The following is a 17,852-nucleotide window of genomic DNA, read 5'->3' on the forward strand; positions in this document are numbered from 1 at the left end:
CATAAGACGTGTTATGCGACTTCGTTAGCTTGAACCATTAATTGATTGTAGTGCGCTTCAAGGCGAGTAAAAGTATCTCTTGAGTCAGCCGTAGCATAAGCTTTAGTGATCATAATCACTCGAAGTACACCTTCATATAAGCACGCCTTGGTGATCGTGGTTTTGCTTGATTGCGCAAGTTTGTAGCTGATCCATGATGCTAATACCAACTTCATGGTATCGGCCAATTGAGGGACTTCATCTTCCGTGAGCGTGATGACGTTGTCATTGTTCATTTGCTCAATAATACGAGTTGCACGCATTTGTACCATTTGCTGAATATGCAAATAATCTGCTTTAAGCTTCTCATCTTGGCCTAGAATGTCTGTAAGGTTGGCGTAAAAGAAACGGAACTTCCAGAGAACGTAGAACATAGCATCAAAATAAGTTACCAGCATTTCAACATCAAGCTTTTGCTCTTGATAAGGTTGAAAACTCGATTCTAAATGTGCTTCGTATTGTTTAAATATACTTTGGATGATGTCTTGTTTATTGCGAAAGTGGTAATAAAGATTGCCCGGACTGATCCCTAAATGCGCCGCGATATGGTTAGTCGTGATCGTTCTCTCACCGTGCTCATTAAACAGCTCGATACTAGCTTGAATTATTTTGTCACGAGTTTTCATTTTGTTTTCCAATGATTGATACTTGTTGAAATTAAAATCACTAACGGTAATTAATAGGGCTGCCCGTTTACGCTATTTTTTCGGGTATGGTAGCATTGCTCACATTATTGACGCAAAACTCTAAAATAAGGCACTTTTTCATGAACCGCTTTTGGTATTCGGTGATTTTATACCTTGCCTTCCCTTTGATAATTTTATATCTGACCATTCGAGCGGTTAAGAGCCCTGATTATCGTGTACGTTGGAAAGAACGATTCGGGTTTGCACCTTTGAAAGCCACAGATGTACTCGTTCATACTGCATCTATGGGTGAGACCATAGCAGCATTACCGCTTATTCGTAAAATTTTAGCATCAGCCCCGGATATTAAGTTGACCATTACCACAACCAGTCCAACTGGTTCTGCCCAAGTGATTAAGGCCTTTGGTGATACGGTTCAGCACGTCTATTTACCTGTTGATGTTTCTTATTGTGTTAAACGCTTTTTGGTTCGGTTACAACCCAAAAAAGTGGTTATTCTAGAGACCGAGCTTTGGCCTAACTTATTACACTTTTCCAAAAAGTATGGCGCGAAAACATTCATCAGTAATGCACGTTTATCTAAAAAGTCTGCAACCAATTATCAAAAGTGGCCAAAGCTGACTAAAAATATCTTAAACAGCATTGATGTCATCGCAGTACAAACAGAAGCAGAGCAGCAGCGTTTTATTGAGTTAGGTTTTGCCTCTTCCAACATTCATGTCTCAGGAAGTTTGAAGTTTGATGTAACGGTGAGTGAAGAGCTAATTGAACGTGGACACGAGCTTAGAGCTGAATGGCAAAAGAAAAGTGCACCGGTTTGGATTGCTAGTAGTGTCCACCCTGGTGAATTTACTCAGGTTCTAGAGGCTCACCAACAATTACTGGTAAATCACCCTGACGCATTGTTAATTATGGTGCCAAGGCATCCTGAAAAATTTGAGTTAGCGGCAGAAAAAACACAATCGTCAGGTTTAGTGATGAGTCGCAGAAGTTCTGGCGATCACATTGACGCAAAAACTCAAGTTTTACTTGGGGACACCATGGGGGAAATGATGTTGTTTTTTGCGACCGCCGATCAAGCTTATATCGGTGGCTCGATGATAGATCATGGCGGCCAAAACCCACTTGAAGCTGCAGCCGTTGGTTTAGCATTGGTTATGGGAGAGTCACGCTATAATTTCACCGATATCTGCCAGCTATTAACCGATTCAGGAGTCATGGTTCAGTGCTCAGATGAAAAAACATTATCAATGCATCTCAATGACGGGTTTACAGATCTTCAATTACTTAAACAGCGTCAAAACCAAGCTCAATCAGTGGTACTTGCTAATAAAGGTGCGGTAGAAAAACAATTTACATTGTTTTGTACTTATTTGAGTGCAGATTGATAACCGGATAATAAGTTCTGCCAGTTGTTGTCATTAAAATGCAAACTGGCAAGCTTTCCTTTCTCTTTATCGAATGAGCGACGTAATCGAGTCATATTCGCTTGCTGCCAAGAAGGTTTTGGTGTTTTCAATTCACCTCGATCAAAATCAATGAGATAGAACTTGTTTTCAGCTAACAGAATATTCTTAATGTTCAAGTCAGCGTGGAATACACCGTGATTGTGAAAGCGAGCGATTTCTTTGCCTAATTGATGCCATAAATTCTGAGGCAGAGGTGAGTCAGATAAAACAGCGTGTAAGTCTTTCGACCCTTCAATGAGTTCAATCAGAATGTCACCACGATACCAAAATGCGATACGCTCGATTTTTGCTGCTATGGGTTTTGGTACGGGTAACCCGAGTTGATGCATTTCTTCAAGTAGACGAAACTCTGCAATTGGGCGAGTTTGATGGATACCTGGAAAACAATACAAATCGTCACTGAATTTCGCCATTAAGCCACCACGCCAATAATGACGTAAAACCCAAGGTTTTGTGTCATAGGAGACAAACCAAGTTGTACGTCTACCCGTTGATGTGCCAACGATAGCATTACTCTCTTGCCAAAAATCAGCGTTGAAATGATTGGTTGTGAGCGAGTGATGCTTAGGATTTGAATAAGCTAGAGTGATATTTTTATGGGTTGAAAGCAGCATTATTTTTCGCTTAGTCATGGTACTGCAAAGTATTCTACATTAAGATCCATTTCTTACGCTAATTTGCTGGGAAAAGCATGAAGTTAGATTTATCGACAAAACGTACTCTTTGTGTATTGAGGCTATCGGCTATTGGTGACGTCTGTCATGCAGTAGCAATGGTTCAAGCCATTCAAAGGCAATATTCACACATAGAAATTACTTGGGTGATTGGAAAGGTTGAATATCAGCTGGTCAAAAATCTGCCAAATATTAATTTTGTTATTTTCGATAAATCACAAGGTTGGCGAAGTTACACCAACTTAAGAAAAGCTCTATTAAAGCAAAAGTTTGACGTGTTATTACACATGCAGGTGGCGCTCCGGGCAAGTATCGCATCCTTAATGATTCGTGCCGATATTAAAGTTGGCTTTGATAAAGCCAGAGCCAAAGAAGGGCAGTGGTTATTTACCAACCATAAAATATCACCGCAAGATCAACCTCATGTTCTCGATGGTTTTATGGGGTTCGCAACAGCAATTGGTGTTGAAAATACCCATCCAAGTTGGGATATACCAATATCCAGCGAAGATCTTAAATGGGCAAAACAACAAGCAACGGAAGATAATATTTTTGTTATTTGTCCCGCAGCGAGTAAGGCGGAGCGAAATTGGCTCCCAGAGCGTTACGCTGAAGTTGCCGATTATATGGCTGAAAAAGGCTACCAAGTTATGCTGTGTGGTGGCCCGTCTCAGTTAGAACGTAACCTTGCCAACAGCATTATAAAAAGCACTAAACATGGCTTAACTAATCTTGTTGGAAAAAGCAGCTTATTACAGCTCTTGGCATTGCTCAAACAGGCGAATTTAGTCCTTGCACCAGATACTGGCCCTGCACATATGGCCACAACACAAGACACACCGGTTATTGGTCTTTACGCGCACTCTAATCCAGGTAGAACTGGGCCATATAATTATCAAAATCGTGTAGTCAGTGTTTATGATGATGTAATTAAACAACAAGTGGACGGTGCGATCACTTGGGGCGTTAGAGCAAAGGGTGCTGATTTGATGTCACTTATTGATGTCGAAAGTGTGAAAAAGCAATTGAAAATCGGATAGACAGGACTTTATAAAAACAATGCGCTATTTATTTTACGTTACGCTTTCATATTCATTCAGTGTACTCAGACCTCTAGAAGATGAGATAAAAAAAAGAGGAGACTCAGTTGCATGGTTTATCCCTCAAGATTCGGAAGCGGAAGCTTTTATTGGCCGGGATGATGTTCGCTTACATTCAGTGGATAAAGTAAAACAATATTCACCTGATGCCGTTATTGCGCCAGGAAATTACATTCCTGATTTTTTTCCGGGCATAAAAGTACAAGTCTTTCATGGTTTTGATTCAGGGAAAAAAAATAAGTTTAACGTCCGTGGATTTTACGACTTGTATTGTACACAAGGGCCAAACATCACCGAAGCGTTCAATCTATTACAAGATGGTACCTTTGAAGTTGTTGAGACCGGATGGGCTAAACTCGATCCATTATTTCAACTGCATACCGATACTCATCTATTTCAATCAGAGCAACCAGTGATTTTGTATGCCCCGACATTTTCGCCTAAACTAACCAGTACTTATGAGTTACTGCCTAAAATTAAAGCGTTACTTGAACAAGAAAGTTGGCACTGGATTGTGAAGTTGCACCCCAAAGCAACTACTGAAGAAATTGAAATGTTTAAAGCATTGTCTTGCTCAACGCTGACATTTGTTGAAACAGGCGATGTGATCCCTTTGCTGCAAGCTGCAGACGTTTTGTTGTCTGATACATCATCGATTTTGGCGGAATTTGCACTACAGAATAAACCTGTTGTTGCCTTCAATAATCGCATGCCACAGGATTGGATGATAAATATCACTGAACCCAATGATCTTGGTGTTTCACTGAAAAAAGCATTAAACGCTGAGCCAGAGCAAATCGAAAAAATAGAAAGTCATTGTCGATACATTCATCCTTATCGAGATGGGCTGTCCAGCATTCGAGTGCTCGATGCCACGGAACAATTAGTTGAAAGAGGGACTGAGCACTTTAAATCTAAGCCACTAAACCTCATCAGACGTATCAAAATGAGAAAAAAACTAGGCTATTTCAAATGGCGTTAAATGCTTAGCAAAGTAAGTCTCACTGAAAGCGTAGCTTCATTGATGACTGAGTTTTTTCCCATAATTTAGCTCAATGCTAATGATTCTTTATGCATTAAAGGTCGCACTATGAGTACAAGAGTTGTTCGATTTTTGTTTGTTCCTGTTTCCTCAATAAAAGGCATTGGGGAGTATATGCGTTCGCTCATCTTAGCGAATGAAATAAAAAAGACGTGGCCTAATGCAGAAATTAAATTCATTTTAAATCGCCACACTAAGTATGCGTCAACATGCCCGTTTGAAGCTGAGCTGTTAGAGAATTCGCCAACAATGCATACAGAAGAAGTGAATCACATTATTGATGAGTTTCGTCCAAATGTTGTTGTATTTGATGCGTCAGGTCGTCAAGCACAGCTGGCTAAGGCTAAATCTGTCGGCGCAACGACGATATTCATTAGTCAGCATGCAAAAAAACGCAGAAGAGGCATGAAATGGAAACGAGCTCGATATACCGATTTTCATTTTGTTGCACAGCCTGAATTTGCAATTGCGCCAATAAGCTGGATTCAGCGAATTAAGTTTAAATTGATGAATAAACCGAAACCTGAATGTGTTGGGATATTTTTTGATAAACTGTCCGATACTTTAACTATTGAAGCTTTATCTCGGTATAACATTCTAAAAAATAAATATATCATGGTGAGCTCTGGATCTGGTGGTCACATAAAAAACGGGTGCTTAGTCGCTGATACTTTTTATTCAGCTGCCGAAAGGATTGCTAGAGAGACAGGGATCAAAACCATAGTGGTTATGGGCCCAGGTTATCCAAATAAATTGCCTGAATCTGAATCTGTTGTTGTGCTTTCTAAATTAGATAATGCAGAGTTTATGGCCTTATTAGATAATGCCAAATCCGCAGTATTGAGCGGTGGGGGGGCGTTGCTTCAAGCCATTGCTTTAAAAACACCCGTTATAGCCTGTCCAGTATCGAAAGATCAGCCAGCAAGGGTTAAAAGTTGTAAAGCTCATGGGGTAATTCTAGATACAACATTAGACAATATTGTATCGGAAGCTCCATTTTTGTTGTCTGATGATTGCATTATTACACTGAAAAAAAGCTTAGCTCAAAGCGTCTCTAATAATGGAGTTAAAAAGGTCATTCAACGGTTAGGGGAAAAGTTAAACTGTTGAGTGATGCTAAGGATAATATGCTAAAACCTAAAAAAATCGCCATTGTAATAAACAGTCTATCTGGTGGCGGCGCAGAAAAAGTGATGCTGACCCTCGCTTCAGCTCTATATAAATTAGGGCATAGCCCCCACTTTATTTTGTTACAGAATAAAGGGGAGTACGATGTTCCTGATTACATACCTTGCGATGCTTGTTTTGAGTCTAATGAAAAAAACCTAGATGGGTTTTGGAAGAGAAATAATTCTTCACAACGATTAAGGGACTTCATTAAACGTATTGAGAAAGAAAGAGGGCATTTTGATTTGTTTTTATCAAACTTAGATAAAACGAATATGCTCATGGTAAAAACTGGACTCTCCCCACTTCATTGCATTGTGCATAATTCTGTTGAAGAGCAATTAAATAGGCAGAAAAGACTTGGTCCAATAGCTTATTTCAAAATGCTTTATGCAAAGAAAAGTATGTCTGATCAAAAGTTAATATGTGTTTCTAAAGGGGTGGCAACGGAAATAACGAATAACGGATGGATTAAGCCCAAATCACTAAACATTATTTATAATCCAGTTGACTTCCGTCAAATTGAGGAATTGTCTAATGTCGAAAATCATCAAATTCCAAAAGGTGATTTTTTGATTCATGTGGGTAGAGTAGCTAAACAGAAACGTCATGATGTCTTATTTAAGGCTATCAAAGAAGTGAACAATCAATTACCTGTAGTATTGCTGTGCAACAATCCTAATAAGGCAATAACGTTAGCTAAAAAATACGGTGTCAGCGATAAAGTCATTGTTCCAGGCTTTCAGTCAAATCCATACGTTTGGATGAAAAAAGCTAAGGCGCTAATTTTGAGCTCTGACTTTGAAGGGTTAGGAATGGTACTGATTGAAGCTTTAGCTTGTGGGACACCGGTAATCAGCACCGACTGCCCTCATGGGCCTAGTGAAATTATGACTGAAGGATTAGCAAAATATCTTGTTCCAACGGGGGATTATACAGCTTTAGCTCATAAAATTGATGAGGTGGTAGCCAAGCCCCCAATTATTTCTCGTGCAGAAATACTTTCTAAGGTTGAATCTGAAAATGTGGCTAAGCAATATTTAGACTTGATAGATAAAGATTGAATAAAGTTTTTATTTAATCTTTATCTAGAGGCCATTCCCAATTAACTATTTCGATTTGCTGTTGTAGATTTTTTGTTTACTCAAGGCGGCGAATGTGAGGTGTAGTTACTCTACATGAGCATTCGTCAACACAGAAAAATATACACAGCCCTTCGGGTTACGTCAAAAATAGGCAAACTCTTTGTTACTCATCTTTCGTTTAGTCCACTAAACTTCTTTCTTCGTGCCTCGATTTTGCCTATTTTAGGCAGTAACAAATCGAAATGACTAATTGGGAACGACCTCTAGAATAAAGTGCTAATTTTTCTTATTGATTAAGTTTCTGTCAATGTTGAAAATGCGATTCTAAATAGTAAGTTACTAAGCCAAAGCGAGAAAATTTAAATTATGCAATTAAGAAGAGTCGCAATTGTAATTAATAGTTATCAGGTGGCGGGGCTGAAAAAATCATGCTAATGCTTGCGACGGCACTACACCAGTTAGGGCATCTACCCTACTTAGTTTTGTTGCAAAATAAAGGTGAATATGAGGTCCCTGAAAATATACCTTATCACGCCTGTTTTAAGGCGAATGAAAAGCACCTCGATGCGTTTTGGAAACGGGATAAATCAGCAAAACAGTTAGCGCAAGAAATTCGACTTATTTTTATCTAATCTTGATAAAACCAATATGCTGATGACAAAGACGGATTTGTCTCCGCTGTATTGCGTTGTGCATAATTCTGTTGAAGCTCAGCTCAATCGGCAGAAAAAGTTAGGCCCACTGACCTACTTTAGAATGTTATACGCAAAAAAGAGCATGTCGAACCAACACCTAATTTGTGTTTCAAATGGCATAGCGAATGAAATAAATGAGGTTAAGCGATTTGTACCCAAATCGATTCGAACTATCTATAACCCGTTTGACTTACAGAGGATAAAGCGTTTATCAAATGAGGTTAATGAAAGCATTCCTAAAGGTGATTTTTTAATTCATGTTGGGCGAGTAGCCAAACAAAAAAGGCATGATATTTTGTTTTCAGCTTTAAAGTTAACAAAATCGACACTGCCCTTGGATTTGCTGTGTAATAACCCTAAGAAAGCAATGAAGTTGGCTAAGCAATATGGTGATGCGGACAGGGTTATTATCCCTGGTTTTCAAACTAATCCTTATGCTTGGATAAAGCGAGCAAAAGCAATGGTACTAAGCTCTGATTTTGAAGGGGTACCTACGGTGCTTATCGAGGCGTTAACTTGTGGTACTGCGGTTGTGAGCACTGATTGCCCTCATGGACCCAATGAAATTTTAACGGATGAATTATCTCAGTACCTCGTGCCAGTTCGCCAGCCTCAGCAGCTTGCGGAGAAAATTGATTTGGTGCTTAAAAACGAGCCTGATATTTCAAATGCGAGGGTGCTAGAGCAAGTAAATGCTGTAAATGTAGCCAAAGCTTACCTTTCTTTAATTCAATCTTGAGAGAATAAAACAAGTAATAAGTCATCGACTTATTACTTGTTATTGAAGTTGAAAACTAAACGGCCAGTTTTTGTTTTAATACTGTCGAGCTGACATTAGGGGTATAGTCGAAGTAAACCATCTCACAACTGACATCAGGGTATTTTCCTTTCCAGTCAGAACCTACAGAGATGGCATCAATGTCATACATGTCTACAACATACTGTTTGTTTTTATTCACTTGTGGAATGACTTCATCCACAAATCGGTTTGACTCTAGGATTGAAATTCGCTCCTCAAATGGGATCAATGGCGGACGGCCTTTTGATTCAATGATGAGTTCATCTGTTGAGACTCCCACAATGAGGTAGTCACATAATTCTTTTGTCTTCTTGAGAATGTTTAAGTGACCTTGATGGAAGATATCGAAGCAACCAGAGGTATACATACGACGATATTTCTTCTCAGTATCAAACGTAGGTTTATGTTGAGCAAAATCCAGCTTTAAGATATTGAGTAATTCTTGATGGATTTCTGGTTTGAGCTTCAAATCATGCGCTAAATCGGCTGGCTTAGGCCAAGCAACGTCAGGATATTGGGCATTACAAAATGCAACGCCATGTTGGTAGCGAGGCAAAATATGAAAATGAACGGCAGGATCGATCATCATCAACATGAGATAGTTAATTTTATCAAAATTGAAACGCTTCTTAAGAATCGCTTCAATATCCGACATAATCTCTTTCTGCTCAGCAATCGCTTCAGGAGAAATTTCTGAATATTGAGTGGTATTTTCTTTACACACTAACACTAATGAACCTAAAGTAGGTTGCTGCGGGCGCAATAAAAGGTGCCAATGTTGATAAGTCTTAATTAAACTCTCTGGGTAGTTAAACTTTTGTAATGTAGCGCTCAGCATAAATAAAGTTTTGCTCTAAATTTTGTTATTGTCGCAGCTATTTTAAACAAATCTTCAATACAAAGGTAATCTTTTTGTCATAATACTGTGACCCAAGTTTGCTCAATAATTAATTTGAGCACAATAAATGAGTCGTACCATGAAAGTTTTTTTTGATACTTTAAATGTATATTATTTGCCTCAGTATCTTCCGATTGCTCTGCAGCTTAAAGCACACAATGTTGAAGTACAATTTGTATGTTATCGCAATAAAAATAAGTCTTTAGGCGCTCAGCAACAAGAGCTTGAGCAAGGTTATTCTCTTCACTGGGTTAATGATGATGCTGAAGCTGCAGAATATTATTCTCAGCAAAAGCCTGATTGGATCTTCTTTGGTAATGAGTTTAAGTACCTTGATAAAGTGCATCAAGTGAGTAAAACAGCTCAATTAGGACATGGTATTGGGCCAAAGCCGAGTTATTATCACAAATCTAGAACACCCATGACGGTGCGTTTTATTGAAGGTAAGCTGCGCTTAGAAAAAATAAAACAGTTTTATCCAGACGATACTTTTATTCAAGTTGGTTTTTCAAAACTCGACCCTATTTTTGATGGTTCTGAACTTGGTTTAGATATAGAAGGACTTGGATTAGATAAGACAAAGCAAACGATATTGTATGCACCAACATTTAATCCAAGTTCTTTAGAGTGCTTTCCTGATGATTGGCCATCAGAATTTGAAGATTATAACGTGCTTATCAAGCCACACTCACTGACCTTTATGCGAGAACAGTATAAGGAGCAGCGTAAGAAACTTGAAAAGTGGTCGAAGTTTTCGAACGTCTATGCAGCGAAGATGACCGATTTAAACTTGGTTCCATTTTTAAAGTCAGCTGATATTTTATTGAGTGAAGCTTCAAGCACCTTATTTGAATTCGCAGCTCTAGATCGACCTGTCATTGTTTGTAATTTCTTTAAATTGAAATGGTCATATCGTGGCCCATTTAAATACCGTTTTGAAAAACGCTTTGGTAAAGATAATGTGCTTTATAAAGAGATCGGTCAGCATATTAACCACTATAGAGAATTGAAACAGGCCGTTGCACATCAATTGTCACACACAGATGAGTACCAACAACAGCGACAGCAATATACTGTCGATCATGTTGGGCCTATCGATGGTAAATCTTCTCACAGAATTGTTCAGTACTTAATGGATAATCAGTAACACATAAGCAGGTACAAAAGGCTGAAACGGTCTTTTGTACCTACTCGTGATTTAATACTGCATTGAGGTCGGCAGAAACTTTTCTTCTCTGTAATATCATTCTGGTTCGATATTTTAAGTTTCTGAAAAAAGTGCTGGAGTTACTGTGTTTGCCATTATTTTGTGCGGCAATTTCACTGTCAAAACCGGCTTCTTTAACACAATATGGCTTGAGCCCAATAACAGACAGATTAAGCTCTGAATGAAATTGGATATCAATATCCACGGGCCTGAAAAAAAATTTTCTGCTTAAGAGTTTTTTAGCACCTACCAAACTAATGACGTAACCCGTCGCACAATTTGGCACTCGTTTGTAGTTAATGCAAGTGACGCCATTTTCGAGTTGCCGGGTGTCTATAGCTGGATTGTTTCTGTTGTCTGAAAGTTTAATGATGTCGGTATGTTTGATGTCAGCTAGTGATTCTATTATTGAATGAATGTCGTTTGAAACCGTGATGTCATCTTCTAATACTATGCTCCACGGAATGTTGTTATCAATCATCGTTTGCCAAATCTTACGGTGGCTTGCATAGCAGCCGATTTCTCCAAGAGAGAGATTTCGATGGTAGTATCGTTGATTAACTTGCTCATCATACATCGAAGCGACTTCAGCTTTGGTTAGCTCTTTGCCAACCACAGCCTCAATAAAAGTGATAGATAAACTCATTGAAGACAACTGTGACTCTATGTTTTGTCTACGATCGACGTTCTGCGGCATATTAATGACAAAAATAGGTAAGTCCATTTTACTCTTCTTCTGTTTGTGAGTGGCTAAAGGTTGGAATCAATTTTGAGTATTTCCCCTCAAAGGAACGAAAGTAATCGAGAATAGTATTCATGTCTTTTTCGATGTTCCCATCTACATGAATGGGAGATCTAATCACGATTTGTTTATTTTTGAATTCTAGCCCAATGCATACAATGGGAACATTGGCTTTGTGGGCAATATGATAAAAACCTGTTTTCCAACGAGTGACAGCAGAACGTGTTCCTTCGGGTGCTAATGCCAATTTGTATGCTTGACGAACCTGAAATTCATGAACCGCAGTTTCAACTAAGTTGTTGCTTTTATTTCGGTTTACAGGACTTCCGCCTAATGCTCGAAATAACCAACCCCAAGGTGGAATAAAGAGCTGATGTTTGCCAAGAAAGTGGATGTTCTCTCTTACAATGAACTTGGCCATTATCGCAATAATGAAATCCCAATTACTGGTGTGCGGGGCAGCAATTAATATGTATTTATCGATTGGCGGTAATTCACCTTCTATTCGCCAACCCATCTTATGAAAAATCCAAGAAATGAACGACACTAGCATCAATTACTCCTGTTAAGCACAAAGCCACTCTTTGAGTGTACCCGAAAATTAATGATGATGGTGGACGTGTTTTTTTATTCCCAGTAATTGGCTTATGAAGTTTCTTGGCCCCATTCTCAGTAAGCTAGAGGCAAATAAAATCCCTAAAAATAAAGCGGATAGAGCTTGAACGGGCTGGCTAAAGGTTATTGGCGGTACCACATTGAGCTTAATGGTGTTCACAAGTGCCATACTGCCGATAACGATCAGTGTGATAGAAAAAATAGTCACAAGGTTAAGTTTACGCAGCTGAGACAAATACAACAGAGGTGCCACAACGAGCGTAAAGAGTACGGCCACAATATGCCAGTGCTGGAAGTACAAACAGCTTGCAATGATGACGGCACTAAAACAGTTTAATCGTAAGCTGATGAATAAAATGGACAACAAAAAAAGTTGCATGAGTGGGGAGGCGAGAAGGCCACTTGGTTCACCAATAATATTTAGGCCCAATATAAAAAATACAATAAAAGGTGCACTTCGATCGATGAGGTTTGCGAAAGCAAAATGTATTGGTGATTGAGAGGTGTAAGGTAAATTAAGGTGTGACTTCTCTTTTGTAAGAACCAACACGGCATAGACCATCAATGATACAAGGATATGTACATATAAAAACTCGAGCCCGAGTACTAAGAAACTGAACAGCCACATCTCAGGGCCAATCAATTTTTGAAACCAGCCTAAATGGTTTTTTTCTGTATTAGGTGTGAGTTTTAAATAAAAACGGATGGCCGCAGCGATTAATGTTAAAACAATGGCGGGCGTAATGGATAACAACCAGCCCCAAAACGCTTCTAAGTTATGGATGTGGAAATCGTGCTGATGGGCGCTGTCTTTATCGAGTGTGAGCAGCATAATGAGCAAGGCTATGCCAATAATACTGCCGACACCAGCGTGATACTCATACTTACCTTGTTTATCTTCAACATGTTCGACATGAGGTTGATGCAATACAACATGAAGGATTGAACCCGTAACAAAGGCCTGTAAATAGACGGTGTTATCGAGGCTCAAGTTTACTAGCCAATGTTGCCCCATCAAATACCCTAAAGCTGTCATAGCCATCATTATGCCAAGTACTGCCGAAGCTACTTTACTGCCTACTTGAGGTTTCAATAACCACCAAATTGCAATACCAACGGGTAACCGATGAAGAATGATACCCAGAGCAAGTAAAGGCGAGTTGTTAGGCTGGTCAGCTAATACTAAGGCTCCACCGTCGGTCAGTGTATGCAGTAATAAACCAAAGACACCTAAATAAAGCGTTAATTTATGAGTAATATCCGAATATCGATGGAAAATCTTCTCGCTGGCACTTGGTCCCCAAATCCCTAAAATCACGAATAACAGTGAAAACCAACCACCGTGCTCAATAAGCTCAGGCAGAATATGAATGAGGACTAGTCCACCCAAAGAGACGAAGATAAAACCATCGAGCCCTTTTTGAAGACCATTACTCGACGCCAAATACCGATAACACAATGGTCCGGCAAGGAGAGCAACAAAACTGGCGATCAGATAAAGCATGGTTTTTTACTTCAGAAAGGTGAAAGCCGACAATTATAGCTTTATTGAGAATTAATATCACTAAGGCTATTTGCTGGGTGTCATATTACTTTATTTAATGTTAATCATAAGTATAAAGATGATGAAATGAAGTAATAGTTTGAAGATAGTCCATCGTTTATGCTGCAAAGCGGATATACTGCAGGATTGTCTGCCATTAAATTATAGAGTACTGAGATTCACTGAACTATGGATATATTTTCTGCATCAGTTATGTTGTTTTTGATCATGGACCCATTAGGTAATTTACCTATTTTTGCGTCGATTTTACGCCATTTGGATCCCGCTAAACGCCGTAAGGTGTTAATCCGAGAGCTCATTTTTGCACTGATCATCATGTTATTGTTTTTGTATGCGGGTGAATCAATTCTCACATTTTTAAATTTACGATCTGAATCTGTCAGTATTGCTGGTGGTATTATTTTGTTCTTAATTGCGATTAAGATGATTTTTCCACAGCCTGGTGGTGTTGCAGGTTTAGCAGCAGGTGAAGAGCCTTTTATTGTGCCTATGGCGATCCCTTTGATGGCTGGCCCTTCGGTCTTAGCCGCTTTGATCTTACTGGCACACACTGACAGTTCGCGGATGACAGATTGGACAATAGCACTGTTTTTTGCTTGGGGTGCAAGTGCGTTGATCTTAATGTTTAATGCATTATTTACACGGATTTTAGGCGAGAAAGGGCTTACTGCGGTTGAGCGCTTAATGGGAATGATATTGGTCATGTTATCGGTTCAGATGTTCCTAGATGGCGTAGCGAATTACCTAAACGGTGTACCTTAGAACATCAATTGAACGATGAATCGCCTCGATGATTCGGGGCTTTTTTGTGCTTGTTTTTTGAACGTAAAATCGGCACACTAAATTGAATACATTATTCAATAAAAATAACAGTATGCGCCAATTACTCTTTTTACTTTGCATTATCGCAACACATGTTCACGCTTCTTCAAACCAGCCAGCCGCTTTTTCTAATCTTTTACCTTATGCCGGAAAGATATCTAGCATTGAGCCAAGAGACAGTAAACGGAATTTAGAGATCCCTGCGGTATACATTGATCAAGGTGCATGGCACGGTTTCCATTTGCCGACTGTGGCAGAGGATTTTGGTAGCTTTCCTGGTCCGCTTATTATTGCTCAAGAGTACAGTGTTTATTTCTCAAATAATTTACAGCAGCTGACTGTTCTTGATGAGCAAGGTAAACAAAGGACGCTATCAGAAGCGCCACAGCAGAATAGTTACAGCCTTCCGAAAGGTTTATATCAAGAATATGAATGGCCTGACATGAAGCTACTCACTGAGCTCAGGTTCATTGATAACAGAAGTGCGAGTGTATCGACGAAGATAATAAATAAAACCAACAAGACACGACGCTGGCAACTGCAATGGCGAGGTCGACCCTTTAACGCCCACCCCAAAGTAAAAGACTATCAGCTGATCCAATCTCATCAAATACAGGAAAGCACTTCACGTTGGCAATTAACACCGATTGAGAATACATGGAACTTACTACTTAATGACGCTAATTATCAAATACAGTTTCCAAATACAGTCTCGCTGAAGAAGCAAGTTGAGCATGGATATTTAGCGTCAACGACTTTGACACTAGAGCCGAGAGCAACACAAAACATCAGAGCTGTTCATCAATATTTTCATACTCAAGCTGAACGAGTTGCGCATCAATTACCCGGCAGTATTGAGCAACGCCTCTACGACAACGAACGTAGTTGGTATTTCCGAACTGAAGATATTGATAAAACGCCCGAAGGCAGAATGGCAGCAAAGGCCATCATGACGTTAACGCACAATTGGCGCAGTAAAGCTGGCAGTATTCTTCATGACGCAGTGACACCTTCAGTCAGTTTCAAATGGTTTAATGGGGTTTGGGCATGGGACAGTTGGAAGCAAGCGGTAGCAATCGCAAAGTTTGATTCGCAATTAGCCGAGTCTAATATTTTAGCGATGTTTGATTATCAATTTCAAAAAAATGATGTTGTTCGTCCTCAAGATCACGGTGGCTTGCCTGATGTTATCTTCTATAACAAAAGCCCTGAAAGGGGAGGCATTGGTGGTAATTGGAATGAACGTAATGGCAAACCACCTCTCGCAACTTGGGCGGTTTGGCATGTGTATCAAAATTCAAAAGACATCAGTTTTCTTAAAACTATGTACCCTAAGCTGGTGGCGTATCATCACTGGTGGTATCGCAATCGTGATCATAACCAAAATGGTTTGGTTGAATATGGGGCTAATGTGCATCCGGCTCATATCAAAGAGGGCAAGCCCAATCGTCAAGCGATAATTGAAGCCGCAGCATGGGAGTCCGGTATGGACAATGCCCCACGTTTTGATGAAGCAGACGACTTATTGGTATTAGAAAATATCAATGCCAAAGGCGATCTTGTTGGGTATTCAATATCTCAAGAGTCCGTCGATCTAAACGCATATTTGTATGCTGAAAAACGCTGGCTATCTCAGGTGGCGAAATTATTAGCTTTGAATGATGAAAGCAAAGCGTGGCAACAACAAGCACAAACATTAGCACAACAGATTCAAACTCAATTCTTTGATGAGCAAAGCGGATTTTTCTATGACATTCGCTTCAATGGTAAGCGTAGAGTACGACTAGTTGATCAAGGTAAAGGCGTCGAAGGTTGGATCCCGATGTGGGCTAAAGCCGCAACACCAAAGCAAGCAACATTAATGGTTAAGCGCCACTTAACGAACAAGCAATTTGCTACTAGAGTGCCTTTCCCAACAGTTAGTGCGGATAATCCTTCGTTTGCACCAGCTCGATACTGGCGAGGGCCGGTTTGGCTCGATCAAGCTTGGTTTGGGCTCAAGGGGCTTAAAAATTATGGTTATGATGAACACGCAAAACGCTTAGCAAAACAACTGGTGAATCATGCTGAGGGTGTGTTGAACAATGGGGTGATAAGAGAAAATTATCACCCGTTAACAGGCGAAGGTTTGCACTGTAACAACTTTAGCTGGTCAGCCTCGGTACTGTTGTTAAGCTATCACGAATGGCTTGCTAATGAGTCTCAATAAATTCTAGAGCTGCAGGCAAAAAGAATTCGCAAACGATAATCTCGTTTTGTTTGTAACTGAAGAAGCGCCGGCGTCCCCATATCGATTCGGTAGGTTGAGATAAGTGGGTCGCGAGTTGCGCTATCGAGCCATGAGTACTGCTTTTACCGATTTCAATTTTTCCAGGGACAAACTCATGATGACTGTAGAGCAGCTGGCCAAGCGGTTTAGTGCCTAATCCTTGAAAATCTACAGCTGTTTGCTCAAGTAATGGAAAAGGGATCAGAGTGCGAGCAAAAACCCATGGCACATTATCAAGCTTTAATAGCACTTCACGAACCCAAACTTTGTCATGGGCATCAAATTCAGCATTTAATGGCGTAATTTCACGCTCACCCAGGACCGTTACTTCAAATTCTTTGCAGCAAGCCTTAAGTTTTTCCGTTAAACTGCCGTTAGCAAGTAACCAGTTTGTTAAATTCTCTGAAGGAAGCGTAGAGCATTGGTTTGGCAATTGCCACAAGATAGACTCACCATACGGAAAACATGAGTTAAGCAAAGGCATTGATTACTCGCTAGAATAAGAAAAGTGGTTAGTTTATCACAACCAGAATTGTGATCGATATTGAGGTTTGAGGTTTAAATGAAACGATTATTTTTGGCACTGGCATTAGTCGTAAGTATCCAACCATGGGCTTATGCTGAAGATGACAACAGCTATGCCTATTTTGGTTTTGAGCCTGAAATCGTCACTAACTATATTGCGAACCGTAAAAAACTCGGTTTTGTTCGAGTCGGTGTGGAATTGATGGTTCGTGGAAAATCAGATCTTGAAAGCATCGAAATGCATGAGCCGTTATTACGTGCTGCTATTGTTGAAATCTTAGGTAATCAGACTGAAGCGCAAATTAAATCGATGACCGGGCGAGAAGCGGTGCGCAAAGATTGCTTACAAACGGTAAATAAATTGCTAAGAAAAGAGATTGGCAAAGAGGCTGTAGTTAATTTGCTGTTTACTAAGTATTTATATGATTAGTTGTGAACGTTCTTTAGCACTCAGCCCATCGACAAACTAAAGGCTTAATTCAGCGAAGTGGCT

General features: G+C 39.7%; 16 protein-coding genes and 1 pseudogene. 10 read left to right on the forward strand and 7 right to left on the reverse strand.

Features of this window, described 5'->3' with window-relative positions; genetic code table 11:
- Nucleotides 1-11: 11 nt before the first annotated feature.
- Nucleotides 12-665: a TetR/AcrR family transcriptional regulator gene (locus AC1EU2_RS17070; RefSeq protein WP_480299479.1), complete on the reverse strand. Its 654-nt coding sequence runs from the start codon at nt 663-665 to the stop codon at nt 12-14.
- A 140-nt stretch (nt 666-805) separates the two neighbouring features.
- On the opposite strand from AC1EU2_RS17070, the gene waaA reads away from it, so the two are divergent.
- Complete coding sequence (waaA, locus tag AC1EU2_RS17075; RefSeq protein WP_480299481.1) at nt 806-2,074, forward strand: lipid IV(A) 3-deoxy-D-manno-octulosonic acid transferase; 1,269 nt, start codon at nt 806-808, stop codon at nt 2,072-2,074.
- On the opposite strand, the gene AC1EU2_RS17080 is transcribed toward waaA, so the two are convergent.
- On the reverse strand, nt 2,056-2,769 hold the full coding sequence (locus AC1EU2_RS17080) for a 3-deoxy-D-manno-octulosonic acid kinase (protein ID WP_480299483.1): 714 nt from the start codon (nt 2,767-2,769) through the stop codon (nt 2,056-2,058). The two genes, waaA and AC1EU2_RS17080, sit on opposite strands and share 19 nt — an antisense overlap.
- Before the next feature lie 77 nt (nt 2,770-2,846).
- Here AC1EU2_RS17080 and AC1EU2_RS17085 point away from each other — a divergent pair, with 77 nt between their 5' ends.
- From AC1EU2_RS17085 to AC1EU2_RS17105, 5 genes and pseudogenes are all read left to right on the forward strand, one after another.
- Entirely contained in the window at nt 2,847-3,869 is a 1,023-nt protein-coding gene (locus tag AC1EU2_RS17085; protein WP_480299485.1) for a glycosyltransferase family 9 protein, read from the forward strand.
- 19 nt (nt 3,870-3,888) lie between these two features.
- A complete protein-coding gene (locus AC1EU2_RS17090; RefSeq protein WP_480299487.1) occupies nt 3,889-4,911 on the forward strand; it encodes a CDP-glycerol glycerophosphotransferase family protein in 1,023 nt (340 codons plus the stop codon).
- Between the two features lie 108 nt (nt 4,912-5,019).
- Nucleotides 5,020-6,081 carry a glycosyltransferase gene (locus AC1EU2_RS17095; RefSeq protein WP_480299489.1) on the forward strand — a complete coding sequence of 354 codons (1,062 nt, stop codon included), beginning with the start codon at nt 5,020-5,022 and terminating at the stop codon, nt 6,079-6,081.
- Entirely contained in the window at nt 6,078-7,202 is a 1,125-nt protein-coding gene (locus tag AC1EU2_RS17100; protein WP_480299490.1) for a glycosyltransferase, read from the forward strand. The genes AC1EU2_RS17095 and AC1EU2_RS17100 overlap by 4 nt, the downstream gene beginning before the upstream one ends.
- A gap of 387 nt (nt 7,203-7,589) precedes the next feature.
- A pseudogene (locus AC1EU2_RS17105) lies at nt 7,590-8,657 on the forward strand (glycosyltransferase).
- Between the two features lie 55 nt (nt 8,658-8,712).
- Here the strand turns inward: AC1EU2_RS17105 and AC1EU2_RS17110 are convergent.
- A complete protein-coding gene (locus AC1EU2_RS17110; RefSeq protein WP_480299492.1) occupies nt 8,713-9,555 on the reverse strand; it encodes an adenylyltransferase/cytidyltransferase family protein in 843 nt (280 codons plus the stop codon).
- Nucleotides 9,556-9,694: 139 nt separating this feature from the next.
- On the opposite strand from AC1EU2_RS17110, the gene AC1EU2_RS17115 reads away from it, so the two are divergent.
- A complete protein-coding gene (locus AC1EU2_RS17115) occupies nt 9,695-10,762 on the forward strand; it encodes a CDP-glycerol glycerophosphotransferase family protein (protein ID WP_480299494.1) in 1,068 nt (355 codons plus the stop codon).
- 40 nt (nt 10,763-10,802) lie between these two features.
- Here AC1EU2_RS17115 and AC1EU2_RS17120 read toward each other — a convergent pair whose 3' ends face one another.
- From AC1EU2_RS17120 to AC1EU2_RS17130, 3 genes are read right to left on the reverse strand one after another with little or no spacing between them, the layout of a single operon-like run.
- Nucleotides 10,803-11,546: a glycosyltransferase family 25 protein gene (locus AC1EU2_RS17120; RefSeq protein ID WP_480299495.1), complete on the reverse strand. Its 744-nt coding sequence runs from the start codon at nt 11,544-11,546 to the stop codon at nt 10,803-10,805.
- A gap of 1 nt (nt 11,547) precedes the next feature.
- A complete protein-coding gene (locus AC1EU2_RS17125) occupies nt 11,548-12,117 on the reverse strand; it encodes a lysophospholipid acyltransferase family protein (RefSeq protein ID WP_480299496.1) in 570 nt (189 codons plus the stop codon).
- A 48-nt stretch (nt 12,118-12,165) separates the two neighbouring features.
- Nucleotides 12,166-13,683 carry a ZIP family metal transporter gene (locus AC1EU2_RS17130; RefSeq protein ID WP_480299497.1) on the reverse strand — a complete coding sequence of 506 codons (1,518 nt, stop codon included), beginning with the start codon at nt 13,681-13,683 and terminating at the stop codon, nt 12,166-12,168.
- 228 nt (nt 13,684-13,911) lie between these two features.
- Here AC1EU2_RS17130 and AC1EU2_RS17135 point away from each other — a divergent pair, with 228 nt between their 5' ends.
- Both AC1EU2_RS17135 and AC1EU2_RS17140 read left to right on the forward strand, forming a co-directional pair.
- Nucleotides 13,912-14,505 (forward strand): YhgN family NAAT transporter, encoded by a 594-nt coding sequence (locus AC1EU2_RS17135; protein ID WP_480299498.1) that lies wholly within the window; start codon nt 13,912-13,914, stop codon nt 14,503-14,505.
- Nucleotides 14,506-14,587: 82 nt separating this feature from the next.
- Complete coding sequence (locus AC1EU2_RS17140) at nt 14,588-16,774, forward strand: MGH1-like glycoside hydrolase domain-containing protein (protein WP_480299499.1); 2,187 nt, start codon at nt 14,588-14,590, stop codon at nt 16,772-16,774.
- On the opposite strand, the gene AC1EU2_RS17145 is transcribed toward AC1EU2_RS17140, so the two are convergent.
- The gene (locus AC1EU2_RS17145; RefSeq protein ID WP_480299500.1) at nt 16,758-17,318 is read right to left on the reverse strand and encodes a chorismate--pyruvate lyase family protein; all 561 of its coding nucleotides are present in this window, start codon (nt 17,316-17,318) and stop codon (nt 16,758-16,760) included. The genes AC1EU2_RS17140 and AC1EU2_RS17145 overlap by 17 nt on opposite strands.
- A gap of 78 nt (nt 17,319-17,396) precedes the next feature.
- Between AC1EU2_RS17145 and AC1EU2_RS17150 the strand changes: the two genes are divergently transcribed.
- Nucleotides 17,397-17,789 (forward strand): flagellar basal body-associated protein FliL, encoded by a 393-nt coding sequence (locus AC1EU2_RS17150; protein ID WP_480299501.1) that lies wholly within the window; start codon nt 17,397-17,399, stop codon nt 17,787-17,789.
- The last annotated feature ends 63 nt before the right edge of the window (nt 17,790-17,852 follow it).

It is taken from the genome of Parashewanella sp. 2304DJ23-3, from assembly GCF_056591695.1.